The organism is Helicobacter felistomachi (assembly GCF_030296895.1).
In the GTDB taxonomy this organism is placed as follows: domain Bacteria; phylum Campylobacterota; class Campylobacteria; order Campylobacterales; family Helicobacteraceae; genus Helicobacter; species Helicobacter felistomachi.
Genome location: NZ_AP028022.1, coordinates 813,630 through 834,781, shown reverse-complemented (window position 1 = coordinate 834,781; position 21,152 = coordinate 813,630). Strand labels below are relative to the sequence as shown.

The 21,152-nt window shown below is 48.0% G+C and carries 24 protein-coding genes and 1 pseudogene; 16 read left to right on the top strand and 9 right to left on the bottom strand.

What is annotated here, in order from left to right:
* Positions 1-24 precede the first annotated feature (24 nt).
* Genes QUE23_RS04405 through QUE23_RS04385 form a run of 5 tightly spaced genes read left to right on the top strand, consistent with a single transcriptional unit; the run spans position 25 to position 3,246 of the window.
* Entirely contained in the window at positions 25-294 is a 270-nt protein-coding gene (locus QUE23_RS04405) for a NifU family protein (RefSeq protein ID WP_286349360.1), read from the top strand.
* A gap of 9 nt (positions 295-303) precedes the next feature.
* Positions 304-912, top strand: coding sequence for a histidine kinase (locus QUE23_RS04400; RefSeq protein WP_286349359.1), 609 nt, complete (start codon positions 304-306; stop codon positions 910-912).
* Positions 909-2,243, top strand: a complete 1,335-nt coding sequence (locus QUE23_RS04395; RefSeq protein WP_286349358.1) for a UDP-N-acetylmuramoyl-L-alanyl-D-glutamate--2,6-diaminopimelate ligase — start codon at positions 909-911, stop codon at positions 2,241-2,243. The genes QUE23_RS04400 and QUE23_RS04395 overlap by 4 nt, the downstream gene beginning before the upstream one ends.
* A complete protein-coding gene (locus QUE23_RS04390) occupies positions 2,240-3,115 on the top strand; it encodes a transaldolase family protein (RefSeq protein ID WP_286349357.1) in 876 nt (291 codons plus the stop codon). The genes QUE23_RS04395 and QUE23_RS04390 overlap by 4 nt, the downstream gene beginning before the upstream one ends.
* The gene (locus QUE23_RS04385; RefSeq protein WP_286349356.1) at positions 3,103-3,246 is read left to right on the top strand and encodes a hypothetical protein; all 144 of its coding nucleotides are present in this window, start codon (positions 3,103-3,105) and stop codon (positions 3,244-3,246) included. Before QUE23_RS04390 ends, QUE23_RS04385 begins: the two co-directional genes overlap by 13 nt.
* Here the strand turns inward: QUE23_RS04385 and QUE23_RS04380 are convergent.
* On the bottom strand, positions 3,229-4,113 hold the full coding sequence (locus QUE23_RS04380) for an aspartate carbamoyltransferase catalytic subunit (RefSeq protein ID WP_286349412.1): 885 nt from the start codon (positions 4,111-4,113) through the stop codon (positions 3,229-3,231). The two genes, QUE23_RS04385 and QUE23_RS04380, sit on opposite strands and share 18 nt — an antisense overlap.
* A gap of 1,333 nt (positions 4,114-5,446) precedes the next feature.
* On the opposite strand from QUE23_RS04380, the gene QUE23_RS04375 reads away from it, so the two are divergent.
* Both QUE23_RS04375 and QUE23_RS10170 read left to right on the top strand, forming a co-directional pair.
* Entirely contained in the window at positions 5,447-5,626 is a 180-nt protein-coding gene (locus QUE23_RS04375; protein WP_286349355.1) for a hypothetical protein, read from the top strand.
* Positions 5,627-5,714: 88 nt separating this feature from the next.
* The gene (locus tag QUE23_RS10170) at positions 5,715-6,227 is read left to right on the top strand and encodes a flagellar type III secretion system protein FlhB (RefSeq protein ID WP_434802007.1); all 513 of its coding nucleotides are present in this window, start codon (positions 5,715-5,717) and stop codon (positions 6,225-6,227) included.
* A 16-nt stretch (positions 6,228-6,243) separates the two neighbouring features.
* Here the strand turns inward: QUE23_RS10170 and QUE23_RS04365 are convergent, their stop codons facing one another.
* A complete protein-coding gene (locus QUE23_RS04365; protein WP_286349354.1) occupies positions 6,244-7,230 on the bottom strand; it encodes a glycosyl transferase family 90 in 987 nt (328 codons plus the stop codon).
* 97 nt (positions 7,231-7,327) lie between these two features.
* On the opposite strand from QUE23_RS04365, the gene QUE23_RS04360 reads away from it, so the two are divergent.
* Genes QUE23_RS04360 through purB form a run of 5 tightly spaced genes read left to right on the top strand, consistent with a single transcriptional unit; the run spans position 7,328 to position 11,803 of the window.
* Positions 7,328-7,888, top strand: coding sequence for a pyruvate flavodoxin oxidoreductase subunit gamma (locus tag QUE23_RS04360; protein ID WP_286349353.1), 561 nt, complete (start codon positions 7,328-7,330; stop codon positions 7,886-7,888).
* A gap of 9 nt (positions 7,889-7,897) precedes the next feature.
* Entirely contained in the window at positions 7,898-8,326 is a 429-nt protein-coding gene (locus QUE23_RS04355) for a 4Fe-4S dicluster-binding protein (RefSeq protein WP_286349352.1), read from the top strand.
* Positions 8,316-9,539, top strand: a complete 1,224-nt coding sequence (locus tag QUE23_RS04350) for a 2-oxoacid:ferredoxin oxidoreductase subunit alpha (RefSeq protein ID WP_286349351.1) — start codon at positions 8,316-8,318, stop codon at positions 9,537-9,539. The genes QUE23_RS04355 and QUE23_RS04350 overlap by 11 nt, the downstream gene beginning before the upstream one ends.
* Before the next feature lie 9 nt (positions 9,540-9,548).
* Positions 9,549-10,493, top strand: coding sequence for a thiamine pyrophosphate-dependent enzyme (locus QUE23_RS04345; protein WP_286349350.1), 945 nt, complete (start codon positions 9,549-9,551; stop codon positions 10,491-10,493).
* Positions 10,493-11,803, top strand: a complete 1,311-nt coding sequence (purB, locus tag QUE23_RS04340) for an adenylosuccinate lyase (protein WP_286349349.1) — start codon at positions 10,493-10,495, stop codon at positions 11,801-11,803. The genes QUE23_RS04345 and purB overlap by 1 nt, the downstream gene beginning before the upstream one ends.
* Positions 11,804-11,982: 179 nt before the next feature.
* Here the strand turns inward: purB and QUE23_RS04335 are convergent, their stop codons facing one another.
* From QUE23_RS04335 to QUE23_RS04310, 6 genes and pseudogenes are all read right to left on the bottom strand, one after another.
* Positions 11,983-12,426: a methylated-DNA--[protein]-cysteine S-methyltransferase gene (locus QUE23_RS04335; RefSeq protein WP_353622239.1), complete on the bottom strand. Its 444-nt coding sequence runs from the start codon at positions 12,424-12,426 to the stop codon at positions 11,983-11,985.
* Positions 12,423-13,801: pseudogene (gene glcD / locus QUE23_RS04330) on the bottom strand (glycolate oxidase subunit GlcD). Before glcD ends, QUE23_RS04335 begins: the two are co-directional and overlap by 4 nt.
* Positions 13,802-13,811: 10 nt before the next feature.
* Positions 13,812-14,246, bottom strand: a complete 435-nt coding sequence (locus QUE23_RS04325) for a hypothetical protein (RefSeq protein WP_286349348.1) — start codon at positions 14,244-14,246, stop codon at positions 13,812-13,814.
* Positions 14,243-14,902, bottom strand: a complete 660-nt coding sequence (locus tag QUE23_RS04320; protein ID WP_286349347.1) for a plasminogen-binding N-terminal domain-containing protein — start codon at positions 14,900-14,902, stop codon at positions 14,243-14,245. The genes QUE23_RS04325 and QUE23_RS04320 overlap by 4 nt, the downstream gene beginning before the upstream one ends.
* Positions 14,895-15,494, bottom strand: coding sequence for an NUDIX hydrolase (locus QUE23_RS04315; protein ID WP_286349346.1), 600 nt, complete (start codon positions 15,492-15,494; stop codon positions 14,895-14,897). Before QUE23_RS04315 ends, QUE23_RS04320 begins: the two co-directional genes overlap by 8 nt.
* The gene (locus tag QUE23_RS04310) at positions 15,494-16,645 is read right to left on the bottom strand and encodes a peptidoglycan DD-metalloendopeptidase family protein (RefSeq protein ID WP_286349345.1); all 1,152 of its coding nucleotides are present in this window, start codon (positions 16,643-16,645) and stop codon (positions 15,494-15,496) included. Before QUE23_RS04310 ends, QUE23_RS04315 begins: the two co-directional genes overlap by 1 nt.
* A 72-nt stretch (positions 16,646-16,717) precedes the next feature.
* Here QUE23_RS04310 and QUE23_RS04305 point away from each other — a divergent pair, with 72 nt between their 5' ends.
* The 4 genes from QUE23_RS04305 to flgK all read left to right on the top strand — a co-directional run bounded on the left by QUE23_RS04305 (position 16,718) and on the right by flgK (position 19,510).
* Positions 16,718-16,924, top strand: a complete 207-nt coding sequence (locus QUE23_RS04305; RefSeq protein ID WP_286349344.1) for a hypothetical protein — start codon at positions 16,718-16,720, stop codon at positions 16,922-16,924.
* Between the two features lie 56 nt (positions 16,925-16,980).
* The gene (locus QUE23_RS10165; RefSeq protein WP_434802006.1) at positions 16,981-17,181 is read left to right on the top strand and encodes a flagellar biosynthesis anti-sigma factor FlgM; all 201 of its coding nucleotides are present in this window, start codon (positions 16,981-16,983) and stop codon (positions 17,179-17,181) included.
* A gap of 67 nt (positions 17,182-17,248) precedes the next feature.
* Positions 17,249-17,677, top strand: coding sequence for a hypothetical protein (locus QUE23_RS04295; RefSeq protein ID WP_286349343.1), 429 nt, complete (start codon positions 17,249-17,251; stop codon positions 17,675-17,677).
* Positions 17,678-17,686: 9 nt separating this feature from the next.
* A complete protein-coding gene (flgK, locus tag QUE23_RS04290) occupies positions 17,687-19,510 on the top strand; it encodes a flagellar hook-associated protein FlgK (RefSeq protein WP_286349342.1) in 1,824 nt (607 codons plus the stop codon).
* An 18-nt stretch (positions 19,511-19,528) separates the two neighbouring features.
* Here the strand turns inward: flgK and QUE23_RS04285 are convergent, their stop codons facing one another.
* Positions 19,529-21,148 carry a hypothetical protein gene (locus QUE23_RS04285; RefSeq protein ID WP_286349341.1) on the bottom strand — a complete coding sequence of 540 codons (1,620 nt, stop codon included), beginning with the start codon at positions 21,146-21,148 and terminating at the stop codon, positions 19,529-19,531.
* Between the last annotated feature and the right edge of the window lie 4 nt (positions 21,149-21,152).

Below are 21,152 nucleotides of genomic sequence, written 5' to 3'. Positions count from 1 at the left end.
AATAAAAGCTTTTGGAGGTGCTTTATGGTTTTTAGCGATGAAGAATTACAAAAACCCGTAGAATTAGCCCTAGAGAAAATCCGCCCCATGCTCTTAAGGGATGGGGGCGATGTGGTGCTTTTAGGCATTAAAGAGGCAAAGGTGTATGTGAGCTTGCAGGGGGCGTGTAAGGGCTGTGCGTCCAGCGCAAACACCCTAAAATTTGGCATTGAGCGGTGCTTGCAAGAGGAAATCCATCCCGATATGCAAGTCGTGCATGTGTCGCCTGAACGCTACAAAGAGCTGTTTTCTTAAGCGTGTTTGATGACAAATGACCCCAAGAAGCGCACCTTTTGCACGCAGGGCTACAAGGCGTTTTTACACAAGGAGTACCCGAGGGCGGGGTTTTTATTTGGGCAGGCATTGTTCTTAGACCCGATGGATTCGCATGCCAAAATCGGCTTGCTCTTAAGCGACATTGCCCTAGACTTTCCTAAAGAGGCGCACAGCTTTTACGAGTTGTACCAAAGTTTATTAGACTCCCAACCGCGCCGCTACAAACTGAGCATCCAACACCAAATCCTCGATTTAATCGCTTCGTTTGACGACAGCCTGAGCAAAATGGCGCAAGCCTTTAGCGCAGAAAACCAGCTTAAAGCCGAAAGTTTGGAGGGGATTTTGTACGCCGACTTTAAAGCCATGTGTGCGGGTAGAAACTTTAAAGAGGTCTTTGAGGATTTAATGTTTAGTACGAAAGTCATTTTTGACAAGAAAGAGGATTTTTACGAGTTTTTAGAGAGCCTCGTTGAAAATGGCTTTTATGAAATGTCTATCTCCTACATTGAAAACATGCGTGAGTTGCTGTGGTATGATGGGCGGGTGGGTGCAATCTTGCAAAAAGCCCTAAAGCTAGAAAAACAAGCCAAAGAATGAAACACTTTTATCCCCTTACCTACAACGCCCAAAATTTCACCCACTTAAGTGAGGACACAAGAGAATTAGACAACAGCACCCTTTTAGTGCAAACCCCCAGCAACGCTCCCTTCGTGCAAGCACACTTAGCCAAAGAGCCTAAAACGCCCACTATACACGCCCTAGAGCTTTACGGCCTTTTAAATTTATCGCTGAAAATCGTAGGGGTTACGGGCACCAACGGAAAAACCACCACCGCCAGTTGTATCTATTCACTGCTCTTAGATTTGGGGCATGCATGCGCCCTGCTTGGCACAAGGGGGTTTTTTATCAGCGATAGGCGTGTGAAAGAAAAGGGCTTAACCACGCCGACTTTGCTAGAGCTGTATATGGACTTAGCCCAAGCACAAGCTGAAAGTGTGGCGTATTTTATCATGGAGGCAAGCTCGCACGCGATCGTCCAAGAGCGCATTTTGGGTTTGGAGTTTGTGGCTAGGGTGCATACTAATATCACCAGCGATCATTTAGACTACCACCAAGACCTAGAAACTTATAGGGCCGTGAAAAACTCGTTTTTTCAAGGTGAGGGGCTAAAGGTTATCAATAGAGACGACCCTGTGGTGCGTTTTAACCCCGTGAACGCCTACGGCTATGGCTTGGAGCACAAGAGCCATTTAAGCACGGACGCTTACAGCTTGCACCCCAGCTTAAGTGCCCACTTAAGCTTCAAACCCACGCCTAGAGCCCCGGCTGAAAACGCCCTCTTGCACTCCCCCCTAATCGGCCGGCACAACCTTTACAACCTTCTAGGGGCTGTGCTTTGTGTGCGTTTACTCACCGATAAACCTCTAGAAGACATTTGCACCCTTGTGCCAAACTTCTTAGGCGTGAAGGGGCGTTTAGAAGTGGTGCATACCAGCCCTTTGGTGGTGGTGGATTTCGCCCACACGGCAGATGGCTTTAGCCAAATTTTTAGCAGCTTTAGCGGGCAGAAAGTTAAAGTCGTCTTTGGCGCAGGGGGCAACCGCGATAAGAGCAAACGCCCTTTAATGGGGCAAGTCGCCACCACCCATGCGATCAAAACCTACATCACCAGCGACAACCCTAGACACGAAGACCCTTTAGACATCATCAAGGACATCCTAGCGGGGATTGCTGAAAACAAACGCTCTAGCGTGGTGGTGGAGGCGAACCGTCAAAACGCCATTGAGCGTGCCCTAAGCGAATTGCAACAAGACGAGATATTGCTTATTTTAGGCAAGGGGGACGAAAGCATGCAGATTGTGGGCGACATCTTGCACCCCTTTGACGATTGCCAAGTGGTGCGTGCATTTTACAAGGACAGGACATGAAAGACTTTTATTTATGGTGTGATTTCATTGAGAGGGATTTTTTAGAAAGCGGGTTTCAAACCCTTTTAAAGCAGGGGCAGATTGTGGGGGCGACTTCTAACCCCGCCATTTTTGCCAAGGCTTTAGAGTCTCAGGCGTATCAAGCGCAAATCACCCAGCTTAAAAACGCCAAAATGGGGGTAAAGGACATTTACGAGCACTTAGTCATCGCCGACATCAAAAGGTGTGCGGAGATTCTCTTGCCCCTTTGGGAGAAAAACAAAGCCACGGGCTACATCAGCCTAGAGATCGACCCTTTTCTAGCCGACAAGGTGGGGGCGAGCGTGGCAGAGGCGCGGGCGTTGTTTGGACGTGTCAATATGCCAAATGTGATGATTAAAATCCCCGCCACTAAGGCAGGGCTAGAAACGATGGAGCATTTAGCCAAGGACAAGAACATCCCCCTCAATGCGACCTTAGTCTTTGACCCAGAGAGGGCTGAGGATTGTGCCCTTGCGCTCAAAAAAGCCCCTATGGGTGTGGTGAGCGTCTTTGTCTCAAGGCTAGACACTTTAGCTAACCCCCTTTTGCAAGACAAGAACAACCGCCTAAGCCAAAGCACCCAGGCCACGCTTTTAAACCAATTTGGCATTGCCAACGCCCTAGAGTGCTATGACAAAATCCAAAGCGTGGGGGCAAGCCGTGTCTATCCGCTCTTTGCCAGTGTGGGCACAAAAGACCCTAATTTACCCAAAGATTACTATTTACAAGCCCTAAGGCTAGAGCACAGCATCATCACCGCCCCCCTAGAGGCTCTTAAGCTACCTATTACGAAACCCCCAGCACCCCCACCACCCCCATCAAGCACATTAAAGAAACCATGCGGGATTTAGGTTTAGACCTAGACGAAACGCCACAAGATCACGATGACATTAACTTCAACTTAGGCAGAGACTCGCTTTTATTTCCGGGACTGAAAGCCTTTGAAGATGCGTTTAGCAAACTTTTAAAGGCTTTGGGTTAATAGGGCTTCAATGAGTGCCATACGCATGACCACGCCCAGTTTTACCTGCTCTAGGACTTGACAGCGCGGATCGTTTAAAAGCGCGTCTTCAATGTCAATGTTTCGATGCACGGGACCGGGGTGCAACACCACGATTTCTTTTTTCAGCATGGAGGCTTTGAGGCAGTATTGATAGGCGTAGTCTTGCAAAGAGCCATAGGTTTGCAAAGAGTGGCGCTCAGTCTGTGTGCGTAGGCTCATCACAATGTCCGCCACTTCTAGGGCTTCTTGCAGTTCGTGGGTGTAGTCAAACGAAGTCTTTGGCAAAAAATGGGGAGGGGCGACTAAAAGAGGCTTGAGCCCAAAGCGGGGCAAGAGAGCTAAATTGCTGTTAGCTACCCTTGAGTTTTTAATGTCGCCCACAAAGGCGATGGTCTTGCCCTGCAACTGCCCCTTAAAGTGCCTATGCAAGGTGAGTAGGTCCAGGAGGGCCTGCGTGGGGTGGGCGAACGCCCCAGCACCGGCGTTGATTAGGGGGGTGTCTAGGTGTTTGGCTAAATAGGGCAGGGCACTGGAGTGGTGGTGGCGGATGATGAATAAATCTATCCCCATGGCTTGCAAGTTGTAGAGCGTGTCTAGCAAAGTTTCGCCTTTTTTAGCCGAGCTTGTCTGCACGCTAAAGGCGTTGAAGTGGGCGTTTAGGCGGGCGGTGGCGGTTTGAAAACTCGCCACCGTGCGGGTGGAGTGTTCAAAAAACAACGCTGTTACGCTCTTGTGGCTTAAATTTGGGGCTTGCACGCTTTGGTCCAAAAACCCATTTGCCCTATCTAGCAGGGCTAAAACCTGTGCATTATCTAAATCCTGTGTGCTGATGAGGTGTTTTGACATAAGCACGATTGTAGCAGAAAACACAACAAAAAGCACAGATTTGTTTGCAGAGCCTTACGTTTTTGAATGAAGAGAGAACCAACAGCCAAAGTCAATCTGAGAAACACTATAGATGCTCTTACCGTATATTTTTACCGTGTATTAACCGTATATTATTACATGTAGCACAAAGTCAAGATAGAGTTCTTAAAGATATGCACAAGTACACCAAAGGCTCAAAATTTGTAAAACCATGGAGAAGAGTGTAGGTGATAGAGCTTGCCGACTTGTGTGTAAATAGTAGGCGTTTTGGTTGTAGGTGTATATAGTGTTAATGTCAAGAAGTTAACTACATGCAGAAAAGTCACAGAAGCAAGTCAATCCAAAACCTAAAATTTTGTTCTTTGGCAGTTTAGAAATGACGGTCTTGATGGTTTATATGGTTTATTGTATTAGTTTTTGTGTGGTGCCAAGTAATGGTTTGTATGTCCGCCTAGATCGTGTTTGACAAACTATTTGGAGATTGTTTCTTGTCTATATAATACATCTATACTCAAGCCCATAAGATTGAGTTAGAGGCATTTAGTACTCAAGAAAGTTTAGTTGATTAAGAAAAAGAAGTTCTTGATAAAATCTTGCACACAGCAGAGGGAACAAACGATACACAAATAGCTTTAAGACTTGGAGAAATTGCAAACATCTGATGGATTTTGACAGCGTTTTATACAATAAGCTCATACAACCACATGTATATTTGATAAGGAAAATACAAGAGGGTGGGGCGAATCTAGATAGTTTGTTTGATTTGGCTGCTTGGTTCACAATGTTTCAAGTCAAAACAATACACAGCAAGATTTAATTCTGCGTATAAATGCCTTCATCTATCACTGCTTTGAGAGAAAATGGGGCTTGGTTTTATCTATAGCAATAAAAGCGTTGTGCAGGTCAATACAAAGCAGATCTCAGCTACACACGATCAAAATTAATTCCTGGAAGATTTTACACTTGTTGGTGTATTCGCGGAAGTTTTGGAAAAGTTAAAAATGGTGGCACGCATTTTAGAAGGGGAGTTTGTAATGATAAACAGAGCAGAATCAACGTAGATCTGATTCAGGATGTTTTGTCTTGGCATTAAAACCCGTTAGTAAGTTTTCAGTATTCTGCTAAGCATTAGAGGCTGCAATAGAACTAGGATTTGTATGTACGCTTCTTAGGTTATCAAAAAATATTAAAATAGTGGTTAAAATACGCTTGGGTTGTTTTATCCCTGTTGTTCTTTTTTTTGGTGTGGACACTTATAGTTGGTTATGGGGATAGTTTGTCCTATCGTCTAAAGCAGTCGCAAGGAGCGTAGATGTCTAAAGTAGAGTTTAAGCCACCTATTAGAGAAGTTAAAATTAAAAATTTTCTTTCGTTTGGTGAAAATGGGTTAAGCATCGAACTCAAAAACCTTCATGTATTGAGTGGCTACACCAAAATGGAAATTATAGAGCTCAAGAAGCCGAAATCGCTGTGGTCACTTCTGAAGTTTTAGATCGGAGGAGCCGGATACCCATTAAGCACCATGTTTGTTTTGGTGTTAAGGAAGTAAAAACAATACAAAATTCGAGCTCAAAGAAGAAATGATCGAATGTGTTGAGCCAGAACCAGGCGGGGATAATCCCTATTTATCTTACAAATACAAATCCCATGGAGGAGAAAAAGCGATCATCAACACTCGATGGATCGAGGGTGAAGTGCAAGAAAGAGGGCTTGAAAAGGAGTATATCGACAAAGAGCAATCCATTCTCCCCCAAAAAACAGATGCCGAGCTTTATCCCAAGCCCCATGCGCTGGTGCGGCTTTACAGTGGCATTAGACTCTACTCATCTTGGAGTTTTGGGAGATTAGCCGACATACGTAAGCTCCAAAGTCTTTTTCAAGTAGCCCAGTTTGTAGAGGAAGATTTTTCAAATTTTGTTACAGTTGTAGAAAAGGCCAAAGCCTTTGATGTCCCCCTTTTTTGCAACGAAGCTTTGGTCAATTCGCTCTTAGATGTGCGCCTAGACACACCCATCCCGCCCGAGCTTTATGCGAGCGTGGTGGAAGTCTTTATTTGGTTGCAATCGGCTGAAAATGGGGCACAAATGAGCTAGACAAATAGCGCCCTTTTTAGCTAAAAAGGGCCTTTTCAATCTCTAAGGGCTCAACTTGTCCCGTGTAATAAAAATATTTTCTCAACACCAAGAAAGCAGTCCACTCTTCTAGGGGAGTGAGAAAACTTTTGACATACGTGTTGGCATGACAAATCATCTCCAAACAATCCTTGGGACGGGCGCTAAAAAACTCTATCTGGGCGGGGGTATCGCTGTAATCAGGCTTTAAAAGGATGTAGTGGATATAGGGGACAAGTTGGCTTTCTAAAAAGAAACTCTCAAATTTAGGCGGGGACATCACTGCCACCGAATTTGAGCTTAAAATCCATTTTAAATTGCTCGCCACATCAAAGCCCTCCAAAGACAAGATAAATTTATACTCTAAGTGCTGGGCAATGCTCGCTCTAGGTTTGCTAAAGGGGCTTAAAGCGGGGGTAAGCGCCCCTACATGGTCTAAATCCATTAAGGGGTGCTTGAAATAGTGTTTTAAAAAATCTAGGCGGTGGGGCTGAAAACACGCCCCCCTAAAGAAAAGTTTGTTTTGTTTGACCTCAAAGGGCATCGGGCATGGGGGAAAAATGTGCTTGAAGTGGCGGCGCTTGTCTAGGGGCAAAAGCACATTGTTTGAGTGGGAGATTTGGGGGATGGGGCGGCTTTTACACAGCGTGGGGGTCAATAAATTGTAATTGACATCGCCGTACTCAAGCTGGTAGCGCAAACTTTGATCGAAAAACCTAAAATACGCCATGAAATCGTAAAAATACCGACTTCCCAAAGACAAGCCTTTAAAAAGCCCTAGGGGTGGGTTTTGCACGCTTTGATGTGGGGGCAGAGCGCAGGCCTTATTCACCCGATCTTTGATCGATTCCAAGCTAGATAGGGGCAAGCTTGCCAATTGGGCTAAACGCCTTTTGATGCGCCCCTTTTGACCGGGCAGGATCGGTTGCAAGCAAAAGGCTAGAGATTTGAGATTATAGAAAAAGGCGCTTTGCTTGGTTTGCATTCTTAAAATCTCCCTGATTTTGCATAAGTTTACCCAAAATCTTGTATAATCCTCGCGCAATACGGACTATTTTTTGTCTATTTTAGGAAGGAGAACAATGCTAGAAATTCGATGGCATGCACGCGCCGGGCAAGGTGCAGTTACGGGCGCAAAGGGCTTAGCCGATGTGCTCACCACCACAGGAAAAGAAGTACAAGGCTTTGCGGTCTATGGGTCGGCTAAAAGGGGGGCGGCGATGACGGCCTACAACCGCATCGACTCTGAACCCATTTTAAACCACGAAAAGTTCATGAACCCCGATTATGTTTTGGTGATCGATCCGGGACTCACTTTCATCGCCGACATTACAGAAGATGAAAAACCAGACACGACCTACATCATCACCACGCATTTAAGCAAGGATGAGTTGTTTGCTAAAAAACCCGAGTTGGCAAGCAAAAAGGTGTTCACCCTAAATTGCATTAAAATCGCAATGGACACGATCAAACGCCCCATCCCCAACACCCCCATGCTCGGGGCTTTGATGAAGGTGTCTGGCATGCTAGAGTTGGAGTTTTTTAAAAACACTTTTAAAGAAGTGCTGGGTAAAAAAATGCCCCAAGCCTTGATCGATGCGAACATGCTCGCGATCGATCACGCCTATGCCCAAGTGCAATAAAGGACAGACATGAAAAACTGGCAAGAATTTGAAATGGGGGCGGTGCTCTTCCCCTTTGAAAAACAAGGGCAAGAGGAATTAGGCAAGCACAACAACGAGCGCACCTACACCACAGACAGCTCATTCACCGCAAGCGTGGCAAATTGGCGCGTGGAAAAACCCGTGCACAACAAGGATGTTTGCATCAACTGCTTTAACTGCTGGGTTTACTGCCCCGATGCGTCCATACTCTCGCGAGAGGGCAAAATGAGCGGCATTGACTACGAACACTGCAAGGGCTGTGGAGTGTGCGTGGATGTCTGCCCCACTAACCCTAAATCCCTCCTGATGTTTGACAATTTAGAGCCCGTAGAGGAGGCACTCACCAAGTGGCCGCAAAAACAAGAGGGCTTGAAAAAGAAAAGCTACCGCACAGAAGGGGGTTATAATGGCTTCTAGTTACCACTTAAATGGCGTAGAGGCGTGGGATGGTTGCACGGCGAGTGCACACGCCCTAAGACAGGCACAAGTGGATGTCGTGGCCGCTTACCCCATCACCCCCTCCACCCCCATCATCCAAAACTACGGCTCTTTTAAAGACAATGGCTACATCGATGGCGAATTTGTTTTAGTCGAGTCCGAGCACGCGGCGATGAGTGCGTGCGTGGGCGCGGCGGCGGCGGGCGGAAGGGTCAGCACCGCCACAAGCTCACAGGGCTTTGCTTTAATGGTTGAAGTGCTTTACCAAGCCTCAGGCATGCGTTTACCCATTGTGCTAAATGTCGCTAACCGCGCTTTGGCTTCGCCCTTAAACATCCACTGCGACCACTCGGACATGTATTTGGGGAGGGATAGCGGTTGGATCAGTTTATGTACTTGTAACCCTCAAGAGGTCTATGACTTCACTTTAATGGCGTTTAAACTCGCCGAACATACGGGGGTTAGAGTGCCTGTCATGGTGCATCAAGACGGGTTTTTATCTTCACATACCGTGCAAAATGTCCGCCCCCTAGCTGACCATGTCGCCTATAAATTCGTGGGCGATTATGTGAGCGTGCATCCCATGCTCGACTTTGATAAGCCTGTAAGCTATGGAGCCCAGGCAGAAGAAGAGTGGCACTTTGAGCACAAGGCCAAGTTGCACCACGCCATCATGGAATCTAGCCATGTATTGGAAGAAATCCTTAATGATTTTGCCAAACTCACCGGGCGGCAATACAATATCCTAGAAACCTTTGGCATGGAAGATGCCGAAGTGGCGATTTTTGCTTTGGGCACCACGTGGGAGTCGGCGATTGTGGCGGCCAAAAAAGCGAGAGACAAGGGCATCAAAGCGGGTGTCGTAACGACCCACCTGCTGCGCCCCTTCCCCTTTGTGGCTTTGGGCGAGGTCTTTAAAAAGGCGAAAGCGGTGGCGGTGATGGATAAAAGCTCGCCTTCAGGTGCGATGGGCGCGCTCTTTAATGAAGTGGCCGCAAGCCTGTATCAAGTGCAAGGCTCACGCCACCCCGTGCTTAGCAACTACATTTATGGGCTAGGCGGGCGCGACTTGACCCAAGCAGACTTGGATCGCATTTTTGAGGAGTTGAGTCAAGATGCCCAAAAAGGCGCGCTCACCCACCCTACCCAACAATTCATCGGGCTTGCTGGCCCCGAATTGTCTTATTTTTGAGGAGAACACATGGTTAGAGAAGTCAAAACACTCAAAAGTTTTAGCCAATCGGCAGAAAAATTTGAAGGCTCGCATTTGCTCTGCCCGGGCTGTGGGCATGGAATCATTGTCAGGGAGGTGCTTAACGCCGTGGATGGACCTATTGTGCTAGGCAATTCTACGGGCTGTTTAGAAGTCTGTTCGGCGGTGTATCCGCACACTTCATGGGATGTGCCCTGGATTCACATCGGGTTTGAAAACGGCTCCACCGCCATTAGTGGCGTAGAAAGCATGTATAAAGCCTTAGAGCGCAAGGGCAAATACAAGGGGCAGCGGCCTAAATTTGTCGCCTTTGGCGGCGATGGGGCGAGCTACGACATCGGTTTTCAGTTCATCAGCGGGTGTATGGAGCGTGGACATGACATCACCTACATCTGCCTAGACAATGAAAACTATGCCAACACAGGGGGACAAAGGAGTGGGAGCACGCCTATGGGTGCAAGCACCAGCACCACCCCTGCGGGCAAAGTGAGCTTTGGGAAAAAAGAGCGTAAAAAAGACCTGCCCTTGATCATGGCAGCGCATGGCATCCCCTACACTGCCCAAATCGCCCCCAACAAGTGGAAGGACATGAATAAAAAGATCAAAACCGCCCTAGACACGGAAGGACCTTGTTTTATCAACGCCCTTAGCCCATGCCCGACTGAATGGAAATACCACTCTTCTTTAGCGATTGAAATGACGGATTTGGCCGTGGATTGCTTGATCTTTCCTTTGTTTGAGATTTTTCACGGACAAGAGTTGAAAATCACCTACCGCCCCCGCAATGTCCTGCCTGTGCGCGATTATTTGGGCGTGCAAAAACGCTTCGCCCACCTCTTCAAAAAAGAGAACGAGCACATTATTGAAGCCTTGCAAAAAGATGTGGACGCGCGTTGGGAATATTTGCAGCGGCGGGAGGAAGCCAAGGTTTAATGGTCGATCGCTATGCTTTGGAGGGGATGGCGCACCTTTGGGGTGCACAGAATAAGTTTAACACTTACCTAAGAGTTGAAAAGGCGATTGTGCAAGCGTGGCACGCCCTAGGCGTGATAGACGCTAAGAGTTGCCAAAAAATCCAAGAAGTTAGCTTTAGCTTAGAGCGTATTTATGAGATTGAGCAGACCACTAAACACGATTTAATCGCCTTTGTCAATGCCGTCTGTGAGAACTTAGGCGAGGAAGCCCGCTTTTTCCACTATGGAATCACCTCTAGCGATTGCATAGACACCGCTCTAGCCCTCATGCTTAAAGAGAGCCTAGAGATCCTTTTAAAAGACTTGCAAGGGCTTTTAGAGGTGTTAAAAACGCGGGCACTCGAGTTTAAAGACATCCCCACCATCGGGCGTAGCCACGGAATTCACGGCGAACCTATGAGCTTTGGGTTGGTGTGGGCGTTGTGGTTTGAAGAAATGCACCGCCATGTGAAGTCTTTAGAAGGTGTGTTAGAAGAAATTGGCGTGGGTATGGTGAGCGGGGCGATGGGCAATTTCGCCCATATCCCCCTAGAGCTAGAGGAAAAGACTTGTGAAATTTTGGGACTAAAACCCGCTTTAATCACAAACCAAGTCATCTCAAGGGATCGGCACGCGAAACTCATCAACGCTTTAGCGGTGCTCGCCAGCAGCTGTGAAAAAATCGCCATCAATGTCCGCCACTACCAGCGCACCGAAGTGTATGAGGCAGAGGAATATTTTAGTGCGGGGCAAAAGGGCAGCTCCGCCATGCCGCATAAGCGTAACCCCGTTTTAAGCGAAAACATCACGGGGTTGTGCCGCGTCATCAGAGGATATGCCACGCCCATGCTAGAGAGTGTCGCCCTGTGGCACGAGCGCGACATCAGCCACAGCTCCGTGGAGCGCTTTGCCTTCCCCGATATTTTCACCACCACGGATTTTATGCTGCACCGCTTGACAAACCTGTTAAAAACCCTTGTCATCTACCCCAAGAACATGCAGGCAAATTTGGAGCACACGGGGGGGTTGGTGTATTCGCAAAGAGTGCTGTTAGAGTTGCCAAACTTAGGCTTTAGCAAGCAAGAGAGCTACACCATCGTGCAAGAGTGCGCCGCCAAGGTGTGGCAGGACTTACAAGAGGATAAACACCACAAGGGGAGCTTTTTACACGCCTTGCTCGCCGACCCTAGACTAAAAGACATTGATCCCCAAAGACTTAAGGCGTGCTTTCAAACGGCGCATTATCTAAGACATACAGACCAGATTTTTAAGCGCGTCTTTGACAAATAAGCCGACTTTAAGCCCGAATACGCTACTTTTAGCCGTCCTTTCATGAGTTAATCTTGTGGGCTTTCTAGCCCACTGGTTACCTTGATCCTCAAAATCTCACCCCCCGAAAGCCCCCAGAACTGCAATGAGCACAGGTCTTTATGGGATTTTTATGTGAGGTTTGTGGCGTTGCTCGTGTTTTAACAGCCACTCTTTAATTTCCACCCCGCCCCCATAGCCCCCAAATTGCCGCTTTTTAAAACCACTCTATGGCAGGGGATCACAATGGGACAAGGGTTGTTGTGGTTGACGTTGCCTACGGCCCGACACGCTTTGGGATTGTTAATAGCGTGGGCGATCTCTTGATAAGTCCTCGTTGCGCCGTAGGGGATATTTTGCAAAGCCTGCCACACTTGCAAGCTAAAGGGGCTGGCTGATAAGCTCAAAGGCAGGTTAAAACTAAAAAGCTTGCCCCTAAAATAGCTCTCTAAACTCTCTAGCACGGCCTGCATTAAGGCATCGGGTTTTAAGACACTCTGTCTTTGTGTTACAAAATCCACGCTCACTAAGCCCTTGCTATCCGTGCGTAAAGCCAAATAGGGGCTAGGAAAGCTCTTAGGGGGTTTGAAAAAGGCTAAAATCACAGCCCCATTTTAAAAGGGTTTAAAATGTTATTTGGGTCAAAGGCTTTTTTAATCGCCCGAAACAAACCCATTTCTTCAGGGCTAAAGGCTAGGGGCATGAACTTTGCCTTAGACAGCCCGATGCCATGCTCCCCGCTTAAAGTCCCCTCTAAAGCAATGGCGCATTTAAAGATTTCCTCCATCGCCCTTTGCCCTTGCTCTAGCTGGGTCTTAGGGTCTTCAAGCATGATATTCACATGCACATTGCCATCGCCGGTGTGCCCGAAACAGGGGATTGGCAAATTGTAGGCCTTTGAGATACGCCCCACTTCTTCAAGCAAGGCGGGTAAGCTCGCTCTAGGCACCGTCACATCTTCGTTTAATTTCTTCTTGCCATAGACGCTGATGCTCTGCGAGGCGTTGCGTCTTGAAAACCAAAGGTCTTCTTCCTCTTGGGGGTTTTGCGCTGCCTTAAAATCCACGCACCCACACGCCTTAAAATGCCCCTCAATGGCGTTTAACTGCCATATGATCTGCTCGGGCACGCTCCCATCCACTTGGGTGATTAAAATCGCCCCCGCCTCAGTGGGCAGCCCTTTGTTAAAACGCTCTTCCACTGCTTTAATGGTGAGGTTGTCTAAAAACTCCATCGCCACGGGTGTAACTCCACTGGCCATGGTTTGATACACCGCCTCCATCGCCTCTTGTATGGTGTGAAACACCCCCATTGCCGATTGGCGTAATTTGGGTTTAGCTAGAAGTTTTAAAGTGATCTCGCTAATCACGGCTAAACATCCCTCGCTGGCAATGAGTATCCCGGCGACATTAAAACCCGCCACATCTTTAATCGTTTTTTTGCCCGCACGGATAATGTCCCCATTAGGGAGCACCGCCCGTAAAGCCATCACATAGTCTTTAGTGATGCCGTATTTAGCGGCACGCATGCCCCCGGCGTTTTCGCTCACATTGCCCCCCAAAGTGCTTTGCTCTTGGCTGGCTGGATCGGGCGGGTAGAAGAGCCCTAGTTTCTCCACTTCGTTTTGGAAGTGCTTATTAATCACGCCCGGTTGCACCCTTGCGATTAAATTCTTGGTGTCGATCTCTAAGATTTTGTCTAAATGCTTTTCTACGCTTAAAATCAGCCCCCCACTCACCCCCAAAGCCCCGCCTGTAAAGCCACTGCCCGCCCCCTAGGCACAACGATGATTTGATGCTGGTTGCAATAGGCTAAAATCTGGCTGATCTCTTGTTCGTTTTTAGGGAAGATCACGCCCTCGGGTAAGTGGCGCTCTCTGGTCGCATCGTAAGCGTAAGCACTCAAATGGGCGGGGTCTGTGAAAAAATTATCCTCCCCCACAAATGCGCTTAAGGCCTTGGCATGTTCGGGGTTTAGCATAGGTTGCCTCCTATTGTTTTTCTAGCTTTTTCTCCTCTTGGCGTATGCGTTTTTCATCGGCTTTCTCGCGCTCTTTTTGCTCTTTTTTGGCTTTCTTCTCTGCCTTTTCCTCTTGCTTTTCTTTGGCAAGTTCTCTTTTACGCTCTTTTTTCGCCTCTTTGGCTTCTTTGGCGCGTTCTTTGGTGGTTGCCTGGTCTAATACCTTTTCCTCTGCCTTTTGTTGTTTGGAGAGTGCGGGGGCGATTTGTTGTTGCTCCTCTTTGATTTCCTCTTTATATTCCTTCTCTAGAGCTTGTTTTTGTTTGGCACTCTTGGCATTTTTGATGTTTTTGCGTAACTCCTTCTTATCTTCTGCTTTAACCTCTCTCTCTAACTTTTTCTGCCCCTCTTTGCGTAAGAGCGTGTCGTAATAGTTAAAGTAGTGCTTTGTCTTGCCCCCAGTCATGATTTTCCCCAAAGTCCCCCGATCCACCCCCTCCACACGGGAAAAAAGGGCGTGAAGGTGCGCCCTACCCTTGAGGTGTCAAAGGGTTTGGTTTCTAAAATGGCGAAACTTTGGCAGTCTAGGATATTTAAGCGGTTGGTGCTCACTAGATAGACTAGCCCCACGCTGTAAATGTCGCAAGCCCGTCTTAAGGTTTTTGCTGTGGGATCGAACCCGTTTAAAAAGGCCACCAACAGATCCGAGTTGATAAAGGTTGTGTCGGGATAGTCGTCTTTGACTTTTTCATAGCTGTGCACGTCGGGGGCGATCAAAAAGGCCTGGTTGTTAAACTCCCTAAAGATCGCTAGATTACCCTTTTTAGGAGTCATGCGCGGTGTGGGCAAGTGCTTTTGTTTCATCACTTTGTAGGCGGTGTATTTGGCATAAGCCACGCCATTTTCAATAGACAACACCTCAAGGCTAGCGGCAATCACATCATAATCAGTGAGTTTGGCAAGCACATACCCGCTCTCCCCCACTTTGAGATCGTAGGCCTGAAACTGCACGACTTTCCTAGTGGTGTCTACGCTGTCGATGTTGATTTTAAGGGGTGCACTCCAATCTTTGGCAGACATGAGCCCACATAGTCCCAAAATGATAAAAATCCACTTATGCATGCCCGTCCTTGAAATGTTGTTGAAACCACACCAGTGCATAGCCCAGCCCCACACTTTTGCAAAACTGTTCGTTTGCCATAAAACTCTCCACCTCCTCTAAGGGCAAGTAAATGATCTCAATGTCCTCAGTGTCGACTCCCCCGCCTTGGTGGGCGTGTTGGTTTTGGCTGATGCGGCTAAAAAACATGGTTTGCTTGCTCCCGCTGATGCCCGTAGAGCCGTAAAACACCCCGATTTTTTGCAGCATTTCAGGCACGAGGGCGTACCCGCACTCTTCGAGCACCTCTTCGCAAGCGATTTGCTCCACGCTCTTATGCGCTTTATCCACAAGCCCCGCGCACAGCTCGTAGGTGTAGCCATCCACACTCTGCCCCCCATACAAGCACGCGCTCACAAACACGGGGGGTCTAAATTGCTTCACCAACACAAAGCTTTGTTTCTCGGTGTGGTAAAGTAAAATAGACACGCTGTCGTGCACGCGCACCATGTCCCAACTTTTATTCACGCCATCTTCCTCGTATAAAATACGTTTGGGCTTGAAGTAGGCGGAAGTGGGACAGTCTGTGATTTGGATATTGTCGTAGGCGATCATTAGTCTGTGTTCTTTGTGTTTTCTTTTTGGGCGTATTCAAAAGAAGTCAAGTCTTCTAGGGTTTTAAAGTAGGGTTTGATGGCTTGGCTGAAAAGTTGCTTTTCATGCCCGCTAAGTTGGCTTTTGGCGGTGCGGATACGCCCGAGCGGGTCAACGGGGCGGTCGTTCAAATACACTCCAAAGTGTAAATGTGGTCCTGTGCTAAGCCCCGTGCTGCCCACCTTGCCGATCACCTGCCCTCTTTTGACATAGCTGTGTAAGTGCAAGCCTCTAGCAAAGGCACTCATGTGGGCGTAGACCATACGTAAATCGCTGCCGTGTTTGATCTCAATCTCATTGCCATACCCCCCTCTGCGTCCGATCGACACAATGTAGCCATCGGTGGCGGCGTGGATCAAACTCCCCTTTTTGGCTGCCAAATCCACGCCATAGTGGGGGCGAACCTGCCCCAAGATGGGGTGCATGCGTCCTAGAGAAAAACGCGATGAAATGCGGGTGTAGTGCACGGGGGTCTCTAGCAAGAACACCACGACCTCTCGCCCCTTTTCATCGTAATATTTGCCCTTGTAGGCAAAGACATAGTGGTTGCGCCTGTGGGTTTGGAGCATGGCAGCCTTGATGTTAGGGTAGCCAAAGGGTTGATTTAGGCGGTATTTGCGGGTGTAAATCAAGCTTAACTGGTCGTCCTTAATGACCGCGCGTTTTAGATTTAGGGTTTTTTGGTAGATACCGATGAACTCTTGGGCGAGTTTGGCATCCCCTGTGACCTTAAAAATGTCATGGTAGGCAGAGTGCTTGATTCGCATCGCTAGGGTTTTTTGGGTGGAGCTGTAAATGATGGGGATGAAGTCTAGGTTGTATTGCCCGCTTGAGTCTTTGTAAAGGCGCAGCTGCACGGACTCACTCACAGGGACCAAGACTTGTAAGAGTTGATTTTGATCGTCTTTTAACACATAGTAGGGCGCACCTGCGCGGATTTCTGTCCCCAATTCCTTGTCTTGGTAGGATAAGTTGTAATAGATTTTGGGGTCAATGTGGTGTTTGTTGAAAAACTTGAGTAAGGTCATGCCATTTTCCCAAATGAGCTTTTGTCCCACAGCCGCCCCGCTAAGACCCACGCAAAAGACCCACGCCAAAATAAAACGAATCATCACCATCCTTACTTTGAAAAAAGCTAAATTTTAGTATAGAATAGCTTATAAATAAACTTTTGGGAGGGCTTGATGAAAAAAGTGCGTCTCAACTGGCACATTTGGCTTGTGCCAACCATCACCTTTTTGCTCTTTTGCTGTGCGCTCTTGCTCTTGCTGGTCTACACCTTCAGTGGGTCGCAATCCGTGTTTTCGGCGATAGACACTGCAAGAAAGGCCCCCGCGAGCGCAAAGGAATTGCGTCAAGAATTGTCAAAAACAATGCGCCTCATGCAATAGTTAAAGTTTTGAAACTTTTGCCGATATAGCCCGAAATCTTAGAGAAAGGATCTGCCATGCTCAAGCCTATAGGCACTGCCCCCTCTTATAGCCACCTAAGCCCCGTGCAAGTGTCCCGCCCCACCAGCCACGCCCAAGCTAGCGAAGCCCACGAATCCGACCGAGTCGCCCAAATCAAAAAGGCTGTGGAAAACGGGCATTACAAAGTGGACATGGACAAAACCGCCCATAAAATGGCACAAGATTTGCTTGGCTAAAGCGATACCGAGCCATTTGTATTCTTAGTAAAAGGTAGCTTGGTATGAAACCACTTAAAGGCGGCGCATGCTTTATGGCTATCTTGAACAGTCCGTGCAGGACTTGCAGACTCTCATCCAACTCACTTCCCAAGATCTAGAAGACATTAAAGAAGCCAACCACGAAGCGATCTTTGATCGTAATGGGCTCAAAAGAGAGCGGATCGCCTCTTTTGAAAATTGCAAAGCCCTTTTTGATCAAGAGATGCTGGATTTGATGGAGAAAAACCCCGGCACCCCTCTAGCCAATCTCTTAGATGAGCGCGGATCACAGCTCTTAAAAAAAATGCGCCAACTTTTAGCCGAGCTGAAAGACCTCAACGCCGACTACGCCCGCATTGTTTTTGCGGTGTCGGATTTTTACTCTAGCCTCATGCAAAAAATCGTGCCGCATGAGAGCACGGGCTACTATAACCAAAAGACCATTGTCAGCAGCTTTTTACAAGTGCAGGCTTAAGGGGGTTTTATGGGCGGGATATTTGCGACTTTAAACACTTCTTACACGGGCTTACAAGCCCACCAAGTGATGGTCGATGTTACGGGCAACAACATTTCCAACGCCAACGATGAATTCTACAGCCGACAGCGCGTGATCGCCACACCCCAAAGCACCCTCATGTACACCAACCGCAACATGAACATGGGGGTGAATGTCCAAAGCGTCCAACGCACGCACGATGAATTTGTCTTTGCCCGCTATGCCCATGCCAAACAAGAGCAAGCCTATTACAGCACCCAATTTGACAATTTGCGTGAAGCGTCTTCTTACTTCCCCGACATGGACGAAGTGGGCGTGCATACAGACCTGCAAGACTACTTCAACGCATGGAAAGACCTCGCCAAAGACGCTAAATCCCCCGCCACCAAGCAAGCCCTCGTACAGAAAACAAAAACCTTGACCACAAGCATCCACGATGCCCGTGCACGCCTTGTAGACTTGCAGAAAAAAGCCAGCCATGAGCTCACCAGCACCATCACCGAAGTGAACCGCCTAGGTAGGGAAATCGCCAACATCAACAAGCACCTTAAAGAAATGGAGGATGCTAAAACCCTCAAACAAGCCAACGAACTGCGCGATAAACGCGACCAGCTAGAGTTTCACCTCAAAGAGCTGATCGGGGGCAATGTGACCAAGAACCACATACAGACCTACTCGCTCAATGACATCAAAACCGCCGACTTTGACGATGGCTACGTTTTTAATGTGGGGTATGGGTTTAACATCGTGGACGGGGCGATCTTCCACCCCCTAGTGGTCGAGCCGAATAAAAACGAAAACCAGCTTGCCCAAATCTACTTTAGGGGCGACGATTTTAAAGTCGTCAACATCACCGACAAGATCGATCAGGGCAAGGTCGGGGCGTTGATGGGTGTGTATAACGATGGCTTGAATGGCACTAGAAAGGGTAAATTGCAAACCTACATCGATCGCCTAGACACCTTCGCCAAAGGCTTGATCCAAGCCACCAACGCCATTTACGCCCAAAGCGCCGCACACCGCATTGAAGGGCACATCATGGACTTTCAAGGCGATGAAGCCTTAAAAGACACCAACCATAACATCAAAACGGGGACTTTTGATTTACTCGCCTACAACACCAACGGGCAAGTGATCGCCAAAAAAACCATCACCATCACCCCCATCACCACCATGAACGATGTGATCGCCCAAATCAACGCCAACACAGATGACAACCACGACAACAACACCACGAACGATTTTGACGACTACTTCGTGGCGCACTACGACAGCGATGCGAAACAATTCACCATCCAACCCAAAAACGTTTCTCAAGGGTTGTTTGTATCCCTCAAGGACCATGGCACAAACATCACAGGCGCGCTAGGGCTTAACACCTTCTTTGAAGGCGACAGTGCCAGGGACATTAAAATCAACGACACCTACCGCAAAGAGCCCACCGCTCTGCGCCCGTGGCTTGCCCCCATTGATGGCAACTTTGACGTTGCCAACATGATGCAACAACTCCAATACGATAAGGTGGACTTTTTCAAAGACAATAAACTAGACAACAAGCCCATGACACTTGAGAATTACTACCAATTCCTCGTGGGTAAAATCCATACAGAGGCCGAACATGCCAAAAAGACCTTAGAAAGCAAAGATGCGATTTTACAAGTTGTCAAAAAGGAGCAACAAGCCATTTCTGGCGTGAGTACAGATGAAGAAATGGTGAATCTCATTAAATTCCAAAGCGGTTACGCCGCCAACGCCAAAGTGGTAACCGCCGTGGATCGCATGATCGAAACCTTGCTAGAGATGAAGCAATAGGGGCTTAACGCCTTAAAGCTACCAGCGTAATTTACCCGTGCGGTTCGGGTTTTCTAACACCCTTTGCACATCTTGCATGGTTTTGGTTTCTAAATGCCCGCCATAGAGTTGGCAAATGCCCTCTAAGGCGTTGTAAATTTGCCCACCATCGCAATGCGCATAAGCCCTCTCGTAATCTTGAAAGCACGCATCCAAAGCCATCAAGCGTTCTTGGTGTGTGCTGGCAATCAAGACTTCTAATTCTTCTCGCTTAGCGATCAAGGCGGGCAAATGGACTTCCACCAACTGGGCGATCTCTTCAGCACGCATTTTGGCGCGATCTCTAGCCGCAAATGCCCCAAAAAGAGAATCTAAAGCCATATCAATGCCACGATGACTTGCCACCACTGCAAACGCCCCAGCCACAATCGCTAAAATGGGGGCAACAAAGGGGGCAAGGGGAGGTGCGATCACGGCCAACTTAGCCTCTAAGCCTTTTTCTACCCCCACAGCAGCGACCACCCACGCCGCACTAAAAAGGGATTTTAAAATGGTTTTGAGCAAATCCCTAAAACTTTTAATTTCCCCTTTGATGTAGGACACAATGCCATTATAAATGGACTTCGCCGCGTTTCTAATGCCGCCCCAAAGCTGGCGTAGTGAGCCCGCCACACTTTTAAAGATTTGCCCCACAGTGCCCACCACCACATCGATCGCCACAAAGCCCGCCCCTCTTGCAAACGCCGCTTTAAAAGCCTCGAGAGTTTTACTTAAAAGCCGTTTGATCCGCTCTAAAATGCTGGTGTCGGTGTCTATGGGGTGTTTGGCATACATGTCCTTGATTTCCCACACAATGCCACTAGCTAAAGTAGAAAGGCTTGCCACAATGGCATCGCTAAGGCCTGCTTGCCCCATATGTGCCCCCGCTGCCACGCTTTGAGTCATCAAGGCTGTAGCTCTAGGGTTTTCACACATCCAGCGGTTAGTGGTGTTGTTGGTATTCAGCTTATCTAGGGCTTGTTTGGCTTTTTGGGCTTGTTCTCCACCACTTGCCGCCATTTTCTCTAGGTTTTCCTTATGGCGTTTGTAGTCCTCATAGGGCATGCGTAAATCCACCCCCGCCTCCAAGTAGCGATCTTCTAAAAGCCCTTTAGTGTCCTTAATCACCTTGAGTTGGGCGGTGTTGATGACATTGCCCTCTTTGTCTAGGGTGATGGTGTCTGTGGTGTTGTGGTTGGTGCGGGCAAAATCGCCAAGCTTGCTAAAGTCCATATGTTGCACCTCATCGCTATAGAAGGCTAGAATATGCTCCACTTTGGCTTGGTCTTTGGGGCTTAGATTGTCTAGCTTTTTATGGCTGGCTAAAATCCCTTGCACCTTTTTAATGTCGGCTAAGGTGTCTGTGGTGTAGGTCTTGTGCCCCGTGTTTAGCAACGCATCTTGCATGTTGCGTTGTCCAATATCCAATTCTTCAAAAGTTTGCCCGTGGTAATTGGGGTTGTTTCTATGCCTGTCATACGCCCTAAAGCTGTCCGCACTCATCGCCACACTCGCCCCATACGCCCCGTAAGTGTTGAGGCTAAAAATATTAAGCCCCAAACGGGCTAAAGTCTGCGTCCCGATCTCCTCGATCACTTCCTCATAAAATTCTTTTGCCATGTGT

Coding starts and splice junctions, on each gene's coding strand:
- QUE23_RS04405 (WP_286349360.1), top strand. CDS start 25: ATGGTTTTTAGCGATGAAGAATTACAAAAACCCGTAGAATTAGCCCTA.
- QUE23_RS04375 (WP_286349355.1), top strand. CDS start 5,447: ATGTCTAAAGTAGAGTTTAAGCCACCTATTAGAGAAGTTAAAATTAAA.
- QUE23_RS04400 (WP_286349359.1), top strand. CDS start 304: ATGACAAATGACCCCAAGAAGCGCACCTTTTGCACGCAGGGCTACAAG.
- QUE23_RS04360 (WP_286349353.1), top strand. CDS start 7,328: ATGCTAGAAATTCGATGGCATGCACGCGCCGGGCAAGGTGCAGTTACG.
- QUE23_RS04355 (WP_286349352.1), top strand. CDS start 7,898: ATGAAAAACTGGCAAGAATTTGAAATGGGGGCGGTGCTCTTCCCCTTT.
- QUE23_RS04365 (WP_286349354.1), bottom strand. CDS start 7,230: ATGCAAACCAAGCAAAGCGCCTTTTTCTATAATCTCAAATCTCTAGCC.
- QUE23_RS04310 (WP_286349345.1), bottom strand. CDS start 16,645: ATGATTCGTTTTATTTTGGCGTGGGTCTTTTGCGTGGGTCTTAGCGGG.
- QUE23_RS04305 (WP_286349344.1), top strand. CDS start 16,718: ATGAAAAAAGTGCGTCTCAACTGGCACATTTGGCTTGTGCCAACCATC.
- QUE23_RS04390 (WP_286349357.1), top strand. CDS start 2,240: ATGAAAGACTTTTATTTATGGTGTGATTTCATTGAGAGGGATTTTTTA.
- QUE23_RS04395 (WP_286349358.1), top strand. CDS start 909: ATGAAACACTTTTATCCCCTTACCTACAACGCCCAAAATTTCACCCAC.
- QUE23_RS10165 (WP_434802006.1), top strand. CDS start 16,981: ATGCTCAAGCCTATAGGCACTGCCCCCTCTTATAGCCACCTAAGCCCC.
- QUE23_RS10170 (WP_434802007.1), top strand. CDS start 5,715: ATGATCGAATGTGTTGAGCCAGAACCAGGCGGGGATAATCCCTATTTA.
- QUE23_RS04345 (WP_286349350.1), top strand. CDS start 9,549: ATGGTTAGAGAAGTCAAAACACTCAAAAGTTTTAGCCAATCGGCAGAA.
- QUE23_RS04350 (WP_286349351.1), top strand. CDS start 8,316: ATGGCTTCTAGTTACCACTTAAATGGCGTAGAGGCGTGGGATGGTTGC.
- QUE23_RS04285 (WP_286349341.1), bottom strand. CDS start 21,148: ATGGCAAAAGAATTTTATGAGGAAGTGATCGAGGAGATCGGGACGCAG.
- QUE23_RS04380 (WP_286349412.1), bottom strand. CDS start 4,113: ATGTCAAAACACCTCATCAGCACACAGGATTTAGATAATGCACAGGTT.
- QUE23_RS04295 (WP_286349343.1), top strand. CDS start 17,249: ATGCTTTATGGCTATCTTGAACAGTCCGTGCAGGACTTGCAGACTCTC.
- QUE23_RS04315 (WP_286349346.1), bottom strand. CDS start 15,494: ATGATCGCCTACGACAATATCCAAATCACAGACTGTCCCACTTCCGCC.
- QUE23_RS04325 (WP_286349348.1), bottom strand. CDS start 14,246: ATGACTGGGGGCAAGACAAAGCACTACTTTAACTATTACGACACGCTC.
- flgK (WP_286349342.1), top strand. CDS start 17,687: ATGGGCGGGATATTTGCGACTTTAAACACTTCTTACACGGGCTTACAA.
- purB (WP_286349349.1), top strand. CDS start 10,493: ATGGTCGATCGCTATGCTTTGGAGGGGATGGCGCACCTTTGGGGTGCA.
- QUE23_RS04320 (WP_286349347.1), bottom strand. CDS start 14,902: ATGCATAAGTGGATTTTTATCATTTTGGGACTATGTGGGCTCATGTCT.
- QUE23_RS04385 (WP_286349356.1), top strand. CDS start 3,103: ATGCGGGATTTAGGTTTAGACCTAGACGAAACGCCACAAGATCACGAT.